Annotated in this window: 19 protein-coding genes; 6 read left to right on the top strand and 13 right to left on the bottom strand. The window is 49.2% G+C overall.

The genetic code is table 11. The features are described from left to right. Positions 1 to 40: 40 nt before the first annotated feature. From rpsQ to rpsJ, 11 genes are read right to left on the bottom strand one after another with little or no spacing between them, the layout of a single operon-like run. On the bottom strand, positions 41 to 298 hold the full coding sequence (rpsQ, locus tag D0Y50_RS01410) for a 30S ribosomal protein S17 (RefSeq protein WP_108565739.1): 258 nt from the start codon (positions 296 to 298) through the stop codon (positions 41 to 43). Beyond that, positions 298 to 489, bottom strand: coding sequence for a 50S ribosomal protein L29 (rpmC, locus tag D0Y50_RS01405; RefSeq protein WP_108565740.1), 192 nt, complete (start codon positions 487 to 489; stop codon positions 298 to 300). The genes rpsQ and rpmC overlap by 1 nt, the downstream gene beginning before the upstream one ends. After that, on the bottom strand, positions 489 to 902 hold the full coding sequence (gene rplP / locus D0Y50_RS01400) for a 50S ribosomal protein L16 (protein ID WP_108565741.1): 414 nt from the start codon (positions 900 to 902) through the stop codon (positions 489 to 491). The genes rpmC and rplP overlap by 1 nt, the downstream gene beginning before the upstream one ends. A gap of 2 nt (positions 903 to 904) precedes the next feature. Next, positions 905 to 1,606 (bottom strand): 30S ribosomal protein S3, encoded by a 702-nt coding sequence (rpsC, locus tag D0Y50_RS01395; RefSeq protein WP_108565742.1) that lies wholly within the window; start codon positions 1,604 to 1,606, stop codon positions 905 to 907. A gap of 9 nt (positions 1,607 to 1,615) precedes the next feature. Next, positions 1,616 to 1,948 carry a 50S ribosomal protein L22 gene (gene rplV, locus D0Y50_RS01390; protein WP_108565743.1) on the bottom strand — a complete coding sequence of 111 codons (333 nt, stop codon included), beginning with the start codon at positions 1,946 to 1,948 and terminating at the stop codon, positions 1,616 to 1,618. 11 nt (positions 1,949 to 1,959) lie between these two features. Then, entirely contained in the window at positions 1,960 to 2,235 is a 276-nt protein-coding gene (gene rpsS / locus D0Y50_RS01385) for a 30S ribosomal protein S19 (protein WP_013785731.1), read from the bottom strand. Between the two features lie 14 nt (positions 2,236 to 2,249). Beyond that, positions 2,250 to 3,074, bottom strand: a complete 825-nt coding sequence (gene rplB, locus D0Y50_RS01380) for a 50S ribosomal protein L2 (protein WP_108565744.1) — start codon at positions 3,072 to 3,074, stop codon at positions 2,250 to 2,252. A gap of 14 nt (positions 3,075 to 3,088) precedes the next feature. Further along, complete coding sequence (rplW, locus tag D0Y50_RS01375; protein WP_108565745.1) at positions 3,089 to 3,388, bottom strand: 50S ribosomal protein L23; 300 nt, start codon at positions 3,386 to 3,388, stop codon at positions 3,089 to 3,091. Next, complete coding sequence (gene rplD, locus D0Y50_RS01370; RefSeq protein WP_108565746.1) at positions 3,385 to 3,990, bottom strand: 50S ribosomal protein L4; 606 nt, start codon at positions 3,988 to 3,990, stop codon at positions 3,385 to 3,387. Before rplD ends, rplW begins: the two co-directional genes overlap by 4 nt. Positions 3,991 to 4,008: 18 nt before the next feature. After that, positions 4,009 to 4,647 carry a 50S ribosomal protein L3 gene (rplC, locus tag D0Y50_RS01365; RefSeq protein ID WP_108565747.1) on the bottom strand — a complete coding sequence of 213 codons (639 nt, stop codon included), beginning with the start codon at positions 4,645 to 4,647 and terminating at the stop codon, positions 4,009 to 4,011. An 18-nt stretch (positions 4,648 to 4,665) separates the two neighbouring features. Continuing rightward, on the bottom strand, positions 4,666 to 4,977 hold the full coding sequence (gene rpsJ, locus D0Y50_RS01360; protein ID WP_006012796.1) for a 30S ribosomal protein S10: 312 nt from the start codon (positions 4,975 to 4,977) through the stop codon (positions 4,666 to 4,668). 592 nt (positions 4,978 to 5,569) lie between these two features. Between rpsJ and D0Y50_RS01355 the strand changes: the two genes are divergently transcribed. From D0Y50_RS01355 to D0Y50_RS01345, 3 genes are all read left to right on the top strand, one after another. Further along, a complete protein-coding gene (locus D0Y50_RS01355) occupies positions 5,570 to 7,792 on the top strand; it encodes an ATPase, T2SS/T4P/T4SS family (RefSeq protein ID WP_108565749.1) in 2,223 nt (740 codons plus the stop codon). Between the two features lie 121 nt (positions 7,793 to 7,913). Further along, positions 7,914 to 8,279 carry a hypothetical protein gene (locus D0Y50_RS01350; protein ID WP_117315151.1) on the top strand — a complete coding sequence of 122 codons (366 nt, stop codon included), beginning with the start codon at positions 7,914 to 7,916 and terminating at the stop codon, positions 8,277 to 8,279. A gap of 55 nt (positions 8,280 to 8,334) precedes the next feature. Next, positions 8,335 to 9,276 (top strand): SecDF P1 head subdomain-containing protein, encoded by a 942-nt coding sequence (locus tag D0Y50_RS01345; RefSeq protein WP_117315149.1) that lies wholly within the window; start codon positions 8,335 to 8,337, stop codon positions 9,274 to 9,276. A gap of 2 nt (positions 9,277 to 9,278) precedes the next feature. On the opposite strand, the gene D0Y50_RS01340 is transcribed toward D0Y50_RS01345, so the two are convergent. Continuing rightward, positions 9,279 to 10,439, bottom strand: a complete 1,161-nt coding sequence (locus D0Y50_RS01340) for an IS30 family transposase (RefSeq protein WP_117315147.1) — start codon at positions 10,437 to 10,439, stop codon at positions 9,279 to 9,281. A 43-nt stretch (positions 10,440 to 10,482) separates the two neighbouring features. Between D0Y50_RS01340 and secF the strand changes: the two genes are divergently transcribed. Next, positions 10,483 to 12,072, top strand: a complete 1,590-nt coding sequence (gene secF, locus D0Y50_RS01335) for a protein translocase subunit SecF (RefSeq protein ID WP_232366383.1) — start codon at positions 10,483 to 10,485, stop codon at positions 12,070 to 12,072. Positions 12,073 to 12,147: 75 nt separating this feature from the next. Further along, the gene (locus tag D0Y50_RS01330) at positions 12,148 to 13,851 is read left to right on the top strand and encodes a potassium/proton antiporter (protein WP_117315142.1); all 1,704 of its coding nucleotides are present in this window, start codon (positions 12,148 to 12,150) and stop codon (positions 13,849 to 13,851) included. 48 nt (positions 13,852 to 13,899) lie between these two features. On the opposite strand, the gene D0Y50_RS01325 is transcribed toward D0Y50_RS01330, so the two are convergent. Continuing rightward, positions 13,900 to 14,646, bottom strand: coding sequence for a sugar-binding protein (locus D0Y50_RS01325; RefSeq protein WP_117315140.1), 747 nt, complete (start codon positions 14,644 to 14,646; stop codon positions 13,900 to 13,902). A 390-nt stretch (positions 14,647 to 15,036) separates the two neighbouring features. Here D0Y50_RS01325 and D0Y50_RS01320 point away from each other — a divergent pair, with 390 nt between their 5' ends. Next, positions 15,037 to 15,597: a hypothetical protein gene (locus tag D0Y50_RS01320; RefSeq protein ID WP_147318219.1), complete on the top strand. Its 561-nt coding sequence runs from the start codon at positions 15,037 to 15,039 to the stop codon at positions 15,595 to 15,597. The last annotated feature ends 63 nt before the right edge of the window (positions 15,598 to 15,660 follow it).

Below are 15,660 nucleotides of genomic sequence, written 5' to 3'. Positions count from 1 at the left end.
GCCGCTCATAAGAGCGGCCTTTTTAAGAAAAAGTCTGCGATTAAACGCCGGCTTTTTCTACAACATTAACCAGTGCCCAAGATTTATTCTTAGACAGAGGACGACACTCGCGAATAGTCACAAGATCGCCTTGGTTACATACATTGTCTTCGTCGTGAGCGTGCAACTTAGTAGAACGCTTCATGAACTTCCCATAAATAGGATGTTTAACAAAACGCTCAACCACAACAGTGATAGTTTTATCCATCTTGTTGCTGACCACACGACCTTGTACTGTACGAATATTTTGCTCAGTCATTACGCATCAGCCTTTTGAGTCAGAATGGTTTTAACACGCGCGATGTTACGACGCACTTTTTTCAACTGATCAGATTTTTCAAGCTGACCGGTCGAGTGCTGCATGCGCAGATTGAACTGTTCGCGTAGCAGGTTTAATAACTCTGCATTCAGCTCTTCTACGCTTTTGTCTTTCAGTTCAGTCGCTTTCATTACATCACCGTCCGAGTTACAAAGGTTGTTTTAAATGGCAGTTTAGCCGCTGCCAGTTCAAACGCTTCGCGTGCCAGAGACTCAGGAACACCTTCCATCTCATACAGTACACGGCCAGGTTGAATTTGGCATACCCAGTACTCAACGTTACCTTTACCTTTACCTTGACGAACCTCAAGAGGCTTCTCAGTAATTGGCTTGTCAGGGAAAACCCGAATCCAGATTTTACCTTGACGCTTAACGTGACGAGTCATAGCACGACGCGCTGCTTCGATTTGGCGCGCAGTCATACGACCACGACCAACTGCTTTCAGGCCATAGGTACCGAAGCTTACTTTGCTACCAGCAACAGCAAGACCACGGTTACGACCTTTATGCTGTTTACGAAATTTCGTACGCTTAGGTTGTAACATGATTAGCCCTCTCGCTTAGCGCTGCGGCCTTTCTTCTTAGGTTGAGCAGGAGGCTGCTCTTGGTTTGTAGGCAGACCGCCCAGAACCTCACCTTTGAAGATCCATACTTTAACGCCGATGATACCGTAGGTAGTAGACGCTTCAGATGTCGCGTAATCGATATCCGCACGGAATGTGTGCAGAGGAACGCGACCTTCGCGGTACCATTCGGTACGTGCAATTTCTGCTCCGCCCAAACGACCACTTACTTCTACTTTGATACCTTTGGCGCCAAGACGCATTGCATTTTGAACCGCACGCTTCATAGCACGACGGAACATAACACGGCGCTCAAGCTGGCTTGAGATGCTATCAGCTACTAACTGACCATCCAGCTCAGGCTTACGTACTTCTGCAATGTTAATCTGAGCAGGCACGCCGGCTAGCTTAGATACATGGTTACGCAGCTTTTCTACGTCTTCACCTTTCTTACCGATTACAACACCAGGACGAGCCGTATGAATAGTCACACGGATACTCTTAGCTGGACGCTCGATAACGATTTTTGACAGTGAAGCGTTTTTCAGTTTCTTAGTCAGGTACTGACGTACCAAATGATCGTTGTACAGGTTATCTGCATAATCTGCGGTATTAGCGTACCAGGTAGAAGTCCATGGTTTGCTGATACCCAGGCGTATACCTGTAGGATGTACCTTCTGTCCCATAATCTACTCCTAGTTATCCGCTACAACCACAGTGATGTGACTGCTGCGTTTAAAGATACGGTCAGCACGGCCTTTGGCACGTGGCTTGATACGTTTCATTGTTGGACCTTCGTCAACAAAAATCTTTGCAACGCGCAGTTCATCAATGTCAGCACCGTCGTTGTGCTCTGCGTTAGCAATAGCAGACTCCAGTACTTTCTTGACAAGCGCAGCGCTTTTCTTAGGGCTGTACGCTAAAAGCTCTAGTGCTTTTTCGACGTGCATCCCGCGAACCTGATCCGCAACCAAGCGTGCTTTTTGAGCAGACGTGCGGGCAAAACGGTGTTTAGCTAATGCTTCCATCTTCCTACCCCTTAACGTTTGCTTTTCTTATCCGCGACATGGCCGCGGTAAGTACGCGTTGGCGCAAATTCGCCCAACTTATGGCCGACCATTTCATCGCTGATGATGACTGGAACGTGCTGGCGACCGTTATGGACCGCAATGGTCAACCCAATCATATCTGGGATGATCATAGAACGGCGTGACCAAGTTTTAATTGGTTTACGCTCGTTCTTTTCCACTGCAGCCTCTACCTTCTTCAGCAAGTGAAGGTCGATAAATGGACCTTTCTTGAGAGAACGTGGCATGGTGAATCCTCGCTTTATTTGTTACGACGACGTACGATAAGTTTATCAGTACGCTTGTTGCTTCGGGTCTTCTTACCTTTAGTAGGAGTACCCCAAGGTGAAACTGGGTGACGGCCACCCGATGTACGTCCTTCACCACCACCGTGTGGGTGATCAACCGGGTTCATGGCAACACCACGAACGGTAGGACGAACACCACGCCAGCGGCTTGCGCCTGCTTTACCCAGTGAACGTAGCATATGCTCTGCATTGCCCACTTCACCAATGGTGGCGCGGCAATCAGATAATACTTTACGCATTTCGCCAGAACGCAGACGTAATGTAACGTAGTTTCCGTCACGCGCCAGGATCTGAGCGTAAGCGCCAGCAGAACGTGCAATTTGTGCACCCTTACCAGGCTTCATTTCGATAGCGTGTACAACCGAACCTACTGGAATATTGCGCATTGGCAATGTGTTACCAGCTTTAATAGGTGACTGGGTACCAGACTGAATCTCGTCGCCAGATTTAATACCTTTAGGTGCCAGGATGTAACGACGCTCACCGTCTGCATACAATACTAATGCAATGTTAGCAGAACGGTTTGGATCATATTCTAAACGCTCAACTTTACCGACGATACCGTCTTTGTTGCGTTTAAAGTCAATCAGGCGGTAGTGATGCTTATGACCACCACCAACGTGACGTACTGTAATACGACCATTGTTGTTACGACCGCCAGATTTGCTGTTCTTTTCCAGCAAAGGTGCGTAAGGCGCGCCTTTATGTAGATCATGGTTAACAACCTGAACTACGTGACGACGACCGGCAGAAGTTGGCTTAGCTTTCATTAATGGCATTTCTAATCCCCTTCTTACTCAGCGCCACCGACAAAGTCGATGTCCTGACCTTCTTTAAGCGATACGTACGCTTTTTTCCAGTCGCTGCGTTTACCGAAAGACATACCGTGACGCTTGGATTTACCCTTAACGTTCACAGTGCGAACACCTTCAACTTCAACTTCAAACAGCTTTTCAACGGCTGCTTTAACTTCCGCTTTAGTCGCGTCTTTCGCTACCTTAAATACAACTGTGTTGCCTGTTTCAGCAGCCAGAGTCGATTTTTCCGAAACGTGAGGTGCTACCAGCACCTTCAGTAGACGTTCTTCGTTCATGCTAACGCCTCCTCAAGCTGTTTCACTGCATCAGCAGTGATGAGCACTTTTTCAAATGCAATCAGGCTTACCGGGTCGATACCAGCTACGTCACGAACGTCAACCTTGTACAGGTTACGTGCTGCCAAAAATAGATTTTCTTCTACTTCTGACGTTACAATTAGAACATCATTCAGTTCCAGTTCGTTTAGCTTGCCAACAAGGGCTTTAGTTTTAGGTGTATCAACACCGAACTTTTCTACCACTATCAGACGATCCTGACGAATCAGTTCAGATAGGATGCTTTTGATCGCACCACGGTACATTTTCTTGTTAACTTTTTGCTCGTGATCACGAGGCTTGGCAGCAAATGCACGGCCACCACCAACCCAAATTGGGCTGCGGATTGTACCAGCACGGGCACGGCCAGTGCCTTTTTGACGCCATGGCTTCTTACCACCACCGCGAACTTCAGCACGTGTCTTTTGCGCTTTTGTACCCTGACGAGCACCAGCACCATAAGCAACAACGACCTGGTGTACCAGGGCTTCGTTGAATTCACGTCCAAAGGTCGCTTCGGATACTTCAAGAGCGCTTTGCGCGTCTTTCAATGTTAATTCCATCAGTTCACTCCCCAGACGTTACGCTTTAACAGCAGGCTTGACGATAACATCGCCGCCCGTTGCGCCAGGTACGGCACCTTTAACCAGGATAAGGTTGTTTTCTACGTCTACACGTACAACTTCCAAAGATTGGGTAGTCACTTGCTTGTTACCAAGCTGACCAGCCATTTTCTTACCTTTGAAAACTTTACCAGGTGATTGGTTTTGACCAATCGAACCAGGTGCACGGTGAGACAAAGAGTTACCGTGAGTTGCACGTTGCGCGGTGAAATTCCAACGCTTAATTGCACCCGCGAAACCTTTACCTTTAGATGTGCCAGTCACATCAATCTTTTTGGTGTCGTTAAAGATTTCAACAGTGATTTCACTGCCTACTTCAATCTCGCCACCTTCGTTGTCTTCCAGGCGGAATTCCACCAGAGAACGACCTGCTTCAACACCCGCTTTTGCAAAATGACCTGCAGCAGCTTTGTTGACGCGGTTCGCTTTCTTAGTTCCAGCAGTAACCTGAAGAGCGCGATAACCGTCTGTTTCTTCAGTGCGTAACTGAGTAACACGGTTCGGGGTCGCTTCAATAACAGTCACAGGGATAGATGTGCCATCTTCTGTGAAGATGCGAGTCATACCCACTTTACGACCGACTAGACCAATCGCCATTGTTATAACCCTCTCTTGTTAGCCCAGGCTGATTTGAACATCAACGCCGGCAGCCAAGTCCAAACGCATCAAAGCGTCAACTGTTTTATCAGTTGGTTCAATGATGTCTACCAAACGCTTGTGAGTACGAATCTCATATTGATCACGTGCGTCTTTATTCACGTGAGGAGATGTCAATACCGTATAGCGTTCTTTGCGAGTAGGCAGGGGAATTGGACCGCTGACCTGAGCACCAGTACGTTTCGCCGTTTCAACGATTTCAGCCGTAGACTGATCGATCAACTTGTGATCAAACGCTTTCAAACGAATACGAATTCTTTGATTTGGCATCGATTAAGCTCCAATCGAAAGAACAAAAAAATTCATCTTTTCTCTCCCTTTTTATTTGTGGGAAGAAAAGATGTGCGTAAACCGGTGGTTCCAAATCGGAACCCTGTTCTTTTTTCTAGCTCGCCGGTAACAGGTTTGAATCCAGCTGGATCTTGTCTATCACTTCGGCATCCACCCTAAAAGCAGTGTGGTTGCGGCTAAAATTTATTATGCCTATCTCTAGGCAGTGGGCGCGAATTATACGCATGAGGATGGGGATTGCAAGCCCTTTTGCAGTTTATTTGTACAGAGCAGCAAATAACGCAAACGCCTTCGTTAACCTCTATATAAGGAAGGGAATTTATCGTCCTGCCGTAGCAATGTTGAACCCCTATTTTGCGTACGTTAAATTAGCCGTTCACATCGGCTGTCGCGATAAAGTCTTCCAACGGACCTGCGCGCGGCAATAAAAGTGGTAGACTGTTTTAGCACCGTGGCTGTAGGATAAATGCACAACGCGGTATGCGTGTAGGCGCCCGGCCCCACTATGCACAGTTTTACTTTGGCCGGGGGAGAAAGTCGGTTCAGGGAATACAAGAATAAGAAGTGAAGAATGCTTACCACCAACGCTCATCAACAAACACTCGATAAAATAAACGTCATTTTAAGCAGTCATTCCAGTTTACTGGCTGCCTACTCCGAACTTGAAACCATCCTGCTAGGCTTATTCAGCGCTTCGCGTATGAGTATCTTTCAGCGCCGACGACAGCATCAGGACTTGGTCGCCCGGTTTAAAACTGGTAAAGAGACCACTGAAATTAAAGTTCCTATCAGTCCGCTTTCTATTGCCGGATACGTCGCGCTTGCGCAATTACCCGCCGTTATTGCAGATCCCTACAATACCGACGAGTTGCAAAGTATTCACCCACGCTTGCGATTTGCCGATAAGTTCGACAAAACCAGTGCCTTTAAAACTGAAAATATTCTGTGCATACCTATTCTTAACGCCGGTGTTTTGCTTGGTGTCATGCAAATTATTAACAAAAAAACCGGCAGTTTTGATGGTGCCGACCTGAAACTGGCCCAACAGGTGGCCGAAATTCTCGGTAATAAGTTTCGTTATGAACTGGGTGGTACGGCTAACCCGTTTGATTCCTTGTTACACCAAGGCCTGATTAATGATAAGGCCTTAAGTGAAATCTTAAAAACCTCACAGGACCACCGGCAGGCGGTTCAGCGGTTAATGAGTGAATACCGGCTTACCGAAGCGCAAATCGGTAATTCTCTATCCACCCACTATCAGGTGCCGTTTTTTACCTATCAACCAGACAAATACCATTTATATCAGACCGACAGTAAGCTTAACCTTTCCTACTTAAAGCGTAATTTTGTTGCGGTTATCGCAGATGTCCGTGACAACCCTATCGTTTTAATGGCTGAGCCTAACAATGCTGCACTGCTCATGGAGATTGAGAGCGCCATGGGTATTGATGTGTATGATATTGCGGTAGGCCTGCCCAATCATGTTCTGCAATATTTGGGCGAAGGCGGTGGCGGGTCAACGCCGGGCGAAATGAGCGAAATTCTGGATGAAATAGGCACATCGGCAGAAGACCATGATGAACACATCGACGAGCTGTCCGATGATGCGCCGGCGGTGGTGCGTTTAGTAAGCCGCATATTGCATGATGCGAAACGGCTAAATGCCTCGGATATTCATATCGACCCTGAAAAAAACGGCCCTACCCGCGTACGTATGCGTATTGACGGGGTGTGTCGTGATATGAGCCAGGTGCCCAATTCGCACCATAGTGCGGTTATCGCCCGTATTAAGATCATGGCTAACCTGAACATTGCAGAAAAACGCGTGCCACAGGACGGCAAGCTGGCGTTTAAAATGAGCGGGCAGCTAGTAGAAGTGCGGGTGGCCAGTATCCCCACTGTCGCCGGTGAAGGCGTGGTAATGCGGATTCTGGCTGCCGGTGGTGCGATGCCCATAGGCAAGATGAATTTAGCTGACGCCAATATGCAGCGGCTGCAAAGCATGATCAAAAAACCCCACGGCATCCTATTGGTGGTAGGCCCCACCGGTTCAGGTAAAACCACTACGCTGCATGCGATTCTGGGCTATCTGAATACCCCGGAAAAGAAAATATGGACAGCCGAAGACCCGGTGGAAATTACCCAGGCGGGTTTGCAGCAGGTGCAGGTTAGCCCAAAAATCGGCTTTACCTTTGCCAATGCACTTCGCGCCTTCTTGCGCGCTGACCCGGATATTATCCTGATTGGTGAGATGCGTGACAAAGAAACCGCCCACGCCGGGATAGAAGCTTCGCTAACCGGCCATTTGGTGTTATCTACGCTGCACACTAACTCCGCGCCGGAAACGATAACCCGGTTACTGGATTTAGGCCTCGACCCGGTCAACTTTTCTGATGCCTGTGTTGGCATCCTCGCCCAACGACTTATTCGCACATTGTGCCCCAAATGTAAGGAAAGCTACCCGGCCAGCGAGGATGATATCGGCTTTATTCGCCGGCAATACGGCGAGGCTTATCTGCAGGAGCTTAATTTAGCCACGCCGGTGACGCTGTATCGTGGCAAAGGCTGTGAAGAGTGTGGCGATACGGGTTATCGCGGCCGTACCGGGGTTCACGAATTATTGGGGATGACACCTGAACTACGTTCACTGGTATATAAAGAAGGCAGCGTGGCGCAAATGAAGGCCCAGGCTATGCAGGATGGTATGCGGACCCTGGTGCAGGATGCCATTGCCAAAGCGCTCAAAGGAGATACTGATTTAGCTCAGGTGCAAATTATCGGTGGCGCAGAATAAGCTCTGGTACGCAGACAAACATGCGGCAAATAAGCCTATTTGTCGCTTTGTGCAATACCGTACCTTGGTATTGTACGGTTCAGCACCATAATGATGCTATTCGGTACTGTGCATATTACTCATGTCATTAGCTGCTAACCCTACCTTTGTCTCTCGCTATGCCGCCACGCTGTGGCTGCTGTGCGCTTGCGTACTGGCAATGGTTAGCAGTGCACCAGCCGCAGCCACCAGCGCAGTACCAGCCTACGAGTCATTTAATGACACTATCACTATGTCGGTGGGCCGTGCCGGGCCTGCGGTGGCAATGGTTAAGGCGAGCCCTCAGGACTTGCTTGATGATGACCTGCCCTATCTAGCAGTAGCGGTCTGTACTTGGTTATTGGCGTCTCCCCCCGCCGCCACGCCGGCGCTGCCGTATCAGCTTACGGCTTATCACTCTCACTACTCCCACTGGTATCACAGCCGGGCCCCGCCTGTTTTGTTGTAGCGCTCTATCCGCGCGTATGCGCACACTTTTGCTATAACACAAACAGGACACTCTCATGGTTAGATTTTCTTGCCGGGGCATTATTTATGCGCTGGTTATTTTACTGGGTTTGGCTGCGGCTATGCCTAATTTACTGCCCCTTAGTGCACAGCGCCACCTTCCCGGCTGGTACACCGGCCAACAGTTAGCGCTGGGGCTGGATTTACAGGGCGGCTCGCATTTGCTGTTCGACGCTGATGCTTCTACCGTTTACCGCAAAGCCGTTACCAACCTGAGTCAGGGCCTGCAAAACACGCTGCGGGACAACCATCTTCGCTACACCGGACTTACGCAAAGTGAAACCCAGCTTAGTCTACGCGTAACATCACAAGCCGATGCAGAACAAGTGATTAAGCTAGCTTATCCGATGCTCAGCGGCCCCGATAACCACACAATTTTCCAATCATCCCAGGACCAGCTGACTATCAACTTTACGCTCTTGCCTGCAGGCCAAAAGCTATTGCTTGATAATGCGCTTGAGCAAGCCCTTGAAGTTGTCAGGCGGCGCCTGAACGAAACGGGTTTAACTGAGCCTACAGTTACCCGGCAGGGCGATGGTATCCTGGTGCAAATGCCAGGGGTCAGTGACCCCACCCACATTCGTAATCTGTTGGGCACCACCGCTAAGATGGACTTTTATTGGGTGTCTAACGCTACTACGACCTCTATCCAGCTTCCGCAAAGTGATGGTCAGGGCGTGTTATCCCTCACTCCCAACCCGGCTTTGGCTGGCGAACATATTACTGATGCCCGACTGGCCTTCGACCCGCAAACCACCGTGCCCGTAGTGAGTTTCTCACTCGATAATACGGGCGCACGCCAGTTCGGGCAGATGACCAGTAAACATATCGGGGACAGGCTGGCAATTGTGCTGGATAACCAGATTATCACCGCCCCGGTGATACAAAGCGCGATCACTGCAGGAAGCGGCCAGATTACCGGCAATTTTACGGCTTGAGTTCAATCGATGGGCGCAACACATCGGTTAAATTTCTGTGCTGGTGTTTCATAGTCTAACGTTTTTCTTGGTCTTTCGTTAAGTTGTCTCGCTACGCTGCTAAGTTTTTGTTGGCTGTGTACTGATAAGTCGGTACTTTTTGGAAAATACTGCCGTAGTAATCGATTGGTGTTTTCATTGGAACCACGTTGCCACGGTGAGTAAGGATCACAAAGATAGACTTTTATATCAGTGGCTAGAGTGAACTGTTTGTGGTCTTTAATTTCTCTCCCCCTGTCCCAAGTTAGAGATTTATATAGTTCCTTAGGTAGCTTTTGAGCGTGCTTAATAAGTGCAGCAATCACGGTCGACGTTTTACTATCATCCACTTTTGCCAGCATTACGAATCGAGAGTGCCTCTCTACTAGTGTCGCTATGTAACTGTTGTTAGAACCACATATAAGGTCGCCTTCCCAGTGACCAGGTATCGCTCTATCTTCAACTGATGCAGGTCGCTCACTAATAGAAACGGCGTCAGGAATTTTTCCTAGACCTAACCTTTTCAGTGAAGATTGACGCGACTTGCGAACCACTCTTTTTGACCGCAAACACTTTTGCAGTTCTTTCTTTAGAGCGCTTCGCGTCTGAATGAAGAGTGTTTTATAGATGGTTTCGTGAGACACGTACATTTCCTGATTATTGGGGTATTGTCGCTTTAACCAACCTGCAATTTGTTGTGGTGACCATGCCCTTTTAAGCTTAACGGCTATCAGCTTACATAAATCTGGAGAGTCAATTAACTTACATGGCTTAGGTCTCAATGCTTCGTCCCATGCTCGTTGTTCAGCTCTTACGGCACGGTAGTGCTTCAGCCCACCATTTCTTTTTACTTCACGGCTAATTGTAGATGGCGCTCTAGACAAACGTCTGGCAATTTCTCGAATGGATTGTTTACCGACTAAGCATCGTGATATTTCTTCTCTTTCATCAAGCGAAAGAGACTGTAGATGTCTTTTTCGTTCTGGTGGCCGATACCCACCAGTTTGATAAATGGTTGGCATAATAGAAGAGTGAAAGCGGTCAAACATTCTAGCGATATCATGCAGCGAATCACCTCGCTTATACCTGTCCCAAATAAGTGCTTTCTGTTCTGGTGAGTAATAGATACGTTTTCTTTGTTTCATGGCAACATTCCTCCTTTAATAAGGATAGCGTTGCACTCACCAATTGAACTCAAGGGTTAAAGAAGCCACAAACCTGGCATTGATGTTACGCGCTGGCGCCCTACCGGTGCCTTTACAGGTAATTGAAGAGCGCACGGTGGGCCCCGATGTAGGAAGTGACGCCATTAAGCTGGGAATCGCCTCAAGCCTGGCGGGGGCGGTGCTGGTTTTAATAACAATGGTAGCGCTGTATCGGCGCTGGGGGGTGACGGCGGGCATTAGCCTGGTAGTGAACATGCTGCTGTTACTCGGGCTGTTAAGTTTGTTTGGTGCCACGCTTACGCTGCCGGGCTTCGCCGGCATTATTCTAACGCTGGGGATGGCGGTAGATGCCAATATTCTCATTAATGAGCGTATCCGCGAGCAAACAATGCGAGGCGCCGGCGCAGCGGTGGCGATTAAAAATGGTTTTACCAGCGCCTGGACCACTATACTGGATGCTAATTTCACCACACTAATAGCAGTCAGTCTGTTGTTTATGTTTGGCAGCGGCCCGGTCAAAGGCTTTGCTGTGACCATTGGCATCGGCCTGCTGACTTCAATGTTTACCGCTGTCACGCTAACCCGCGGATTGATGGAGTGGCAAATACGCCGGACACCGCGGGCCAAACTCAATTTGGCGATGCAGCAACTGATGCAGCGTATTGGCCAATCGTCTACCAATTACATTAAAGGCCGGGTAATCGGCCTGACAGCATCATTGATTCTGTCATTGGGTTCAGTGGCCTTATTTGTATCGCCGGGGCTAAATTATGGGGTTGATTTTACCGGCGGAACCCTGGTAGAGGTGCACTCTGCGACATTAAGTGTAGACACCCTACGCAATACTTTAAGTGAGCATGGATTAAACCAGGCAACCATTCAGGAGTTTGAACAAGCTGGCGAGTATCTGGTCAAATTGCCTGTGGCGCCCCAGGCGACCAGCTCGGTTGACAAGCCGGAGGCACTCAGTGTGTTAAGGCAAAGTCTGGCGGGGACTGATAGTGATGCCAGTATTGTCCGCGTAGACATGGTTGGGCCCAAGGTTAGCAGCGGCTTTACCGATGTCTCTATTTTAGCAGTGTTGTTGGCAGGAATGGGGGTTGTGGGCTACTTATGGCTACGTTTTGAAAGCCATTTTGCGCTAGCCGCCACCGCTACCATCGCCTTGGATATAACCAAAACAATTGGCTTTTTTGCGCTCACCGGCCTGGAATTTAACTTAACGGCTGTCGCTGCCCTACTGGCTCTCATTGGATATTCGATTAATGATAAGGTAGTGGTGTTTGACCGGATCCGCGAGACCTTACGTCACCAGCCGCAGTGGTCTTTACCCAAGGTTATTAATAGCAGCATTAGTGCCACGCTAGGCCGCACTATCATGACCTCCGTTACCACGTTAATTGCGTTATTACCCATGGCACTGGCGGGAGGACAAACAGTGGCAAGCTTTGCCTGGCCGATGATTTTCGGCATAGTGGTAGGAACCAGTTCAACCTTATTTGTTGCGGTGTCTTTGTTTTATTTTCTTGCCGACCGCCGACAGCAAAAAGGTTTAGCACAATTACGCCCCAGCGCAGCGCAGATGAAGGAGATGCTGGCGGATATACCTTAGGGGGCTGCCAACGGGCGGCCTGATCTTTTAGTAGTAGTTCAGGTATGAACTGGCTGTTCAGACAGGAAAGCGAATATGTTTGCTGTAGATTACGAGATTTTAATTGCTGCCTTGTTGCTGTTTATCGGCATATTGTCGAGCAAACTGTCGCCCCGCTTGGGCTTGCCCATGCTGGTCCTGTTTTTACTGGTGGGGATGCTGGCCGGTGAAGCCGGCATCGGCGGTATCGCGTTTGACGACGCCCATGCCGCCCACGCTCTTGGCACCCTGGCGCTCGCTGTCATCCTATTTGATGGCGGACTACAAACCTCTCTAAGTGCGATTAAGTTGGTATGGAAACCTGCGTCGCTGTTAGCCACCCTGGGGGTTGCGATAACTGCTGGCATTACCGGGTTGGCGGCAGCCACTATACTGGGTATTCCGCCTTTAGTTGGCTTGCTACTGGGCGCCATCGTAGGCTCTACCGATGCAGCCGCGGTATTTTCTATATTGCGAAGTGCCGGCATTAATATTAATCCACGCTTAAAGTCGACCCTGGAAATAGAAAGCGCATCGAACGACCCCATGGCAATATTTTTGACCGTCGGGTTGTTAGGCCTGATTACCCAACAAATGGAGCCTGGCTGGGGAATGCTGGTACTGTTTATTAAACAAATGGGTATTGGCGCGGTGGCGGGACTTTCTATCGGGTGGCTGGCTGTTAAGTTAATCAACCGCCTGAAACTTATCGCTGCTGGTTTGTATCCGGTGTTAGTGGCAGTGTGCGGCGCCATGGCATTTGGGGTAGCCGCGTCCCTCGGAGGAAGTGGATTTTTAGCCACATTTATAGCCGGGGTCATTATTGGCAATAGCCGCTTTGTGTACCAGCACGCCACGTTTTTGTTTTTAGATGGGCTGGCTTGGTTAAGTCAAATTGCTATGTTTGTTATGCTGGGATTATTAGTTAACCCACCCTCGTTACTAGACGTATGGGGCGAGGGCTTGATGATTGCCATTATCCTGGTTTTTGTTGCCCGCCCTTTGGCGGTGGTGCCGGTATTAGCGCTGACCCGCTTTAAAAAGCGCGAAATTGCCATGGTTTCCTGGGTTGGCTTACGCGGATCTGTGCCAATCATTCTGGCAATTTTCCCGCTGCTCTACGGTATTGACGAGGCCGGGCTGGTATTTAATGTAGTGTTCTTCGTGGTGCTGATTTCAGCAACATTACAAGGCTCTTCGTTACCTTGGGTAGCCCGCAAACTGGGCCTGATAGAGCCCCCTGTGCCCAGTACAGCTAAAAAACTTGAGATCCCTTCGTTAGGCGATGTTGATGCGGATCTGATAGAGATAAAGCTGGGTGAAACATGTAAAGTGGTGGGCCAGCGGCTATCCACATTACCCCTGCCCAGGGGCGTAGACGTGGCGATGCTGGTAAGAAACAATAAGGTGTTGTCGCCTCACACCAAGCCGGTACTTACCGCTGGCGATTATGTTTTTGTAACCTTACAACCCGATTTACGTGGCTATGTTGATATGCTTTTTTCTAGCAATAAAGGTCCGGGAAGCAAAAAACCAGACAAGGTATCTGCCACCTTTGAAGGCGAAGTAACACTAAGCATGCTCAAGCAATTCTATGATATTGCCGTAGAGCCGCTAGACGACACTACGCTTTCAGCTATGCTTGAGAAGGCGTTGGTAAACTCTGGGGGGAGTGATATCTCTCTGCCCGCCGGGCATTTTAGAGTCATCGCGCTGAAGCAGGGTAAGCCGAGCTTGATCCGCTATACTCCCGCCGTATGATTGAGCGCACACTGGCCTGTCGCCAGTGTGCGCTGACGCAGCTGGTATTTATTTAACCAATTTTAATTTGCCAAATACCGACGCATCGATGTATCCGCGATTCTTGTCGCCGTTAACGGGTTTTATATCGTGGGAGCCCATAAAATGTTCGCGGGTTTCGCTTCCGTCATTATCGCAATAGGCCAGCATAAAGCCCATGATCTTATCTGCGCTTAATGCGACCGGTTCACCAGGGCTCGCCGTATTATAGGTGTCGGGGTAAATACGTACCGCCACTTCCCATATTACATTATGCGGCTTTTGCGGTTGGCGCTGCCAAGCACTGTCGAGGTGATCGTTTAGCAATACAACACTATTATTGTCTTTACCATTACCGAAATCAGCCACATTGCCGTCTAACGCAATATGGTAGGCAAAGGCGTTGTAACTATGCAGATGGTCGCCGCCTGAGGCATCTTCATCCAAAAAGATTTCCAGACAATCATCATCCCAATACGCTTCCTTGGGGTTGGGATGCGTATCGATAAGCACATCATCGGTAATCTCTACCAGTAAGTACAACTGGGCCTCGTCCCACGCCAGCTTATAACGCCCGGTAAAGTCACTTGCTTCAGGGACAGCGCCAACCATATCGTGATCCAATGCATGCCATTGCGCTTTTTTCCAGATGGCATCATTTGCTACGCCGTCTACTACCACTGCGGTATCGGTGTAGATAACAGATTGTTCGGATGCTGCCTGAACCGAGGCGGCAACCCCGGATAACAGGGTCATTGCTAATGCTATTCGTTTCATTCGAAGTTCCTTTTGGGGCGTGAAATGTAAGCTTGCCCGATACCTGTAGCGGTAGGTAAACATTACACACTTTGCATATAAACCCGCCAATTGTCCCCAGCGTGAATGTTATGCAGATGTTTTATTTAGCCTATCACTTTTGACTAACCCACCGCCACTAAAAGCAATTACTGAATAGTTTGACCCCGTTTATGTTTTATTCAGGTATGGCACTGACTATGCAATAGCTTAAATAACGCTATGTGCAAGTTGAAATGCCGCAAAAGCATAGCTTTTACCAACGAACCTTGAGGCATAGTGCGCTTAGGCCACTGTGAACTGATGATGACTTTAAACCAGCTCCCAACGCTTGCGACACGTCTCATGCAGGCTACATATTCAGCGCGTTCTGTGACTAGACAGCCGTATCAGACAGCACCGCCGCACGCTATCGATGCTGAATCAACGAATACCGGGAGCTATACGGCCGCAGCATTCGCTACCGCCCTGAAAAAGAGATTGCAGCAGCGCCGCGGCAAGCCATATGCTGAGTTTAACGCTACTGCACCTACCACCGAAGACGCCCACTCCTCTGCCCTTTCTTCCGCCACCGTGGCCCCGGTTTCAGGCGTTACCAGGCATACTGACCCTAGCAGCAACTCTGCTTCGGTCCAATGGCAACCGGCGTTGGAAGAAAGCCACCGCCAGGATGCCGCAGCCTTATCGGCTATTCACCAAACCGAACCTGTTGAAGCAGTCATAAGTATGCTGCGTGAAGAAGCACTGTTTATTCAGTTGATGATTTTGCGAGAATGTCGGGATAAAGGCCATATGCCTTCCCCTACCCTGTTCTCTCAGTTAGACAAAGTACAACAGGTATTGCAGCGTGAGGTGGAGGCCAAAGCACAGCGGCTCAAAGCTACGCGCACCGCCACAGAGCGTAGCGGTAATTTGCTCGACGAACAGGGTTAGCTTCGCTGCCCCTAGCGTGTGATACAACCAGGCCCTATTCGCTGGCCAACGCTATTGCACTGA

This window comes from Salinimonas sediminis (genome assembly GCF_003429285.1).
In the GTDB taxonomy this organism is placed as follows: domain Bacteria; phylum Pseudomonadota; class Gammaproteobacteria; order Enterobacterales; family Alteromonadaceae; genus Alteromonas; species Alteromonas indica.
This window is presented reverse-complemented; position numbering and strand designations above follow the sequence as displayed.

Bases quoted from the DNA above. Each gene is read 5' to 3' on its own strand.
- D0Y50_RS01355 (WP_108565749.1), top strand. From the start codon at position 5,570: ATGCTTACCACCAACGCTCATCAACAAACACTCGATAAAATAAACGTC.
- rplP (WP_108565741.1), bottom strand. From the start codon at position 902: ATGTTACAACCTAAGCGTACGAAATTTCGTAAACAGCATAAAGGTCGT.
- rpsC (WP_108565742.1), bottom strand. From the start codon at position 1,606: ATGGGACAGAAGGTACATCCTACAGGTATACGCCTGGGTATCAGCAAA.
- D0Y50_RS01350 (WP_117315151.1), top strand. From the start codon at position 7,914: ATGTCATTAGCTGCTAACCCTACCTTTGTCTCTCGCTATGCCGCCACG.
- D0Y50_RS01345 (WP_117315149.1), top strand. From the start codon at position 8,335: ATGGTTAGATTTTCTTGCCGGGGCATTATTTATGCGCTGGTTATTTTA.
- D0Y50_RS01330 (WP_117315142.1), top strand. From the start codon at position 12,148: ATGTTTGCTGTAGATTACGAGATTTTAATTGCTGCCTTGTTGCTGTTT.
- rpsJ (WP_006012796.1), bottom strand. From the start codon at position 4,977: ATGCCAAATCAAAGAATTCGTATTCGTTTGAAAGCGTTTGATCACAAG.
- rplV (WP_108565743.1), bottom strand. From the start codon at position 1,948: ATGGAAGCATTAGCTAAACACCGTTTTGCCCGCACGTCTGCTCAAAAA.
- rplD (WP_108565746.1), bottom strand. From the start codon at position 3,990: ATGGAATTAACATTGAAAGACGCGCAAAGCGCTCTTGAAGTATCCGAA.
- rplB (WP_108565744.1), bottom strand. From the start codon at position 3,074: ATGCCATTAATGAAAGCTAAGCCAACTTCTGCCGGTCGTCGTCACGTA.
- D0Y50_RS01340 (WP_117315147.1), bottom strand. From the start codon at position 10,439: ATGAAACAAAGAAAACGTATCTATTACTCACCAGAACAGAAAGCACTT.
- rpsS (WP_013785731.1), bottom strand. From the start codon at position 2,235: ATGCCACGTTCTCTCAAGAAAGGTCCATTTATCGACCTTCACTTGCTG.
- D0Y50_RS01325 (WP_117315140.1), bottom strand. From the start codon at position 14,646: ATGAAACGAATAGCATTAGCAATGACCCTGTTATCCGGGGTTGCCGCC.
- rplC (WP_108565747.1), bottom strand. From the start codon at position 4,647: ATGGCGATTGGTCTAGTCGGTCGTAAAGTGGGTATGACTCGCATCTTC.
- rpmC (WP_108565740.1), bottom strand. From the start codon at position 489: ATGAAAGCGACTGAACTGAAAGACAAAAGCGTAGAAGAGCTGAATGCA.
- rplW (WP_108565745.1), bottom strand. From the start codon at position 3,388: ATGAACGAAGAACGTCTACTGAAGGTGCTGGTAGCACCTCACGTTTCG.
- rpsQ (WP_108565739.1), bottom strand. From the start codon at position 298: ATGACTGAGCAAAATATTCGTACAGTACAAGGTCGTGTGGTCAGCAAC.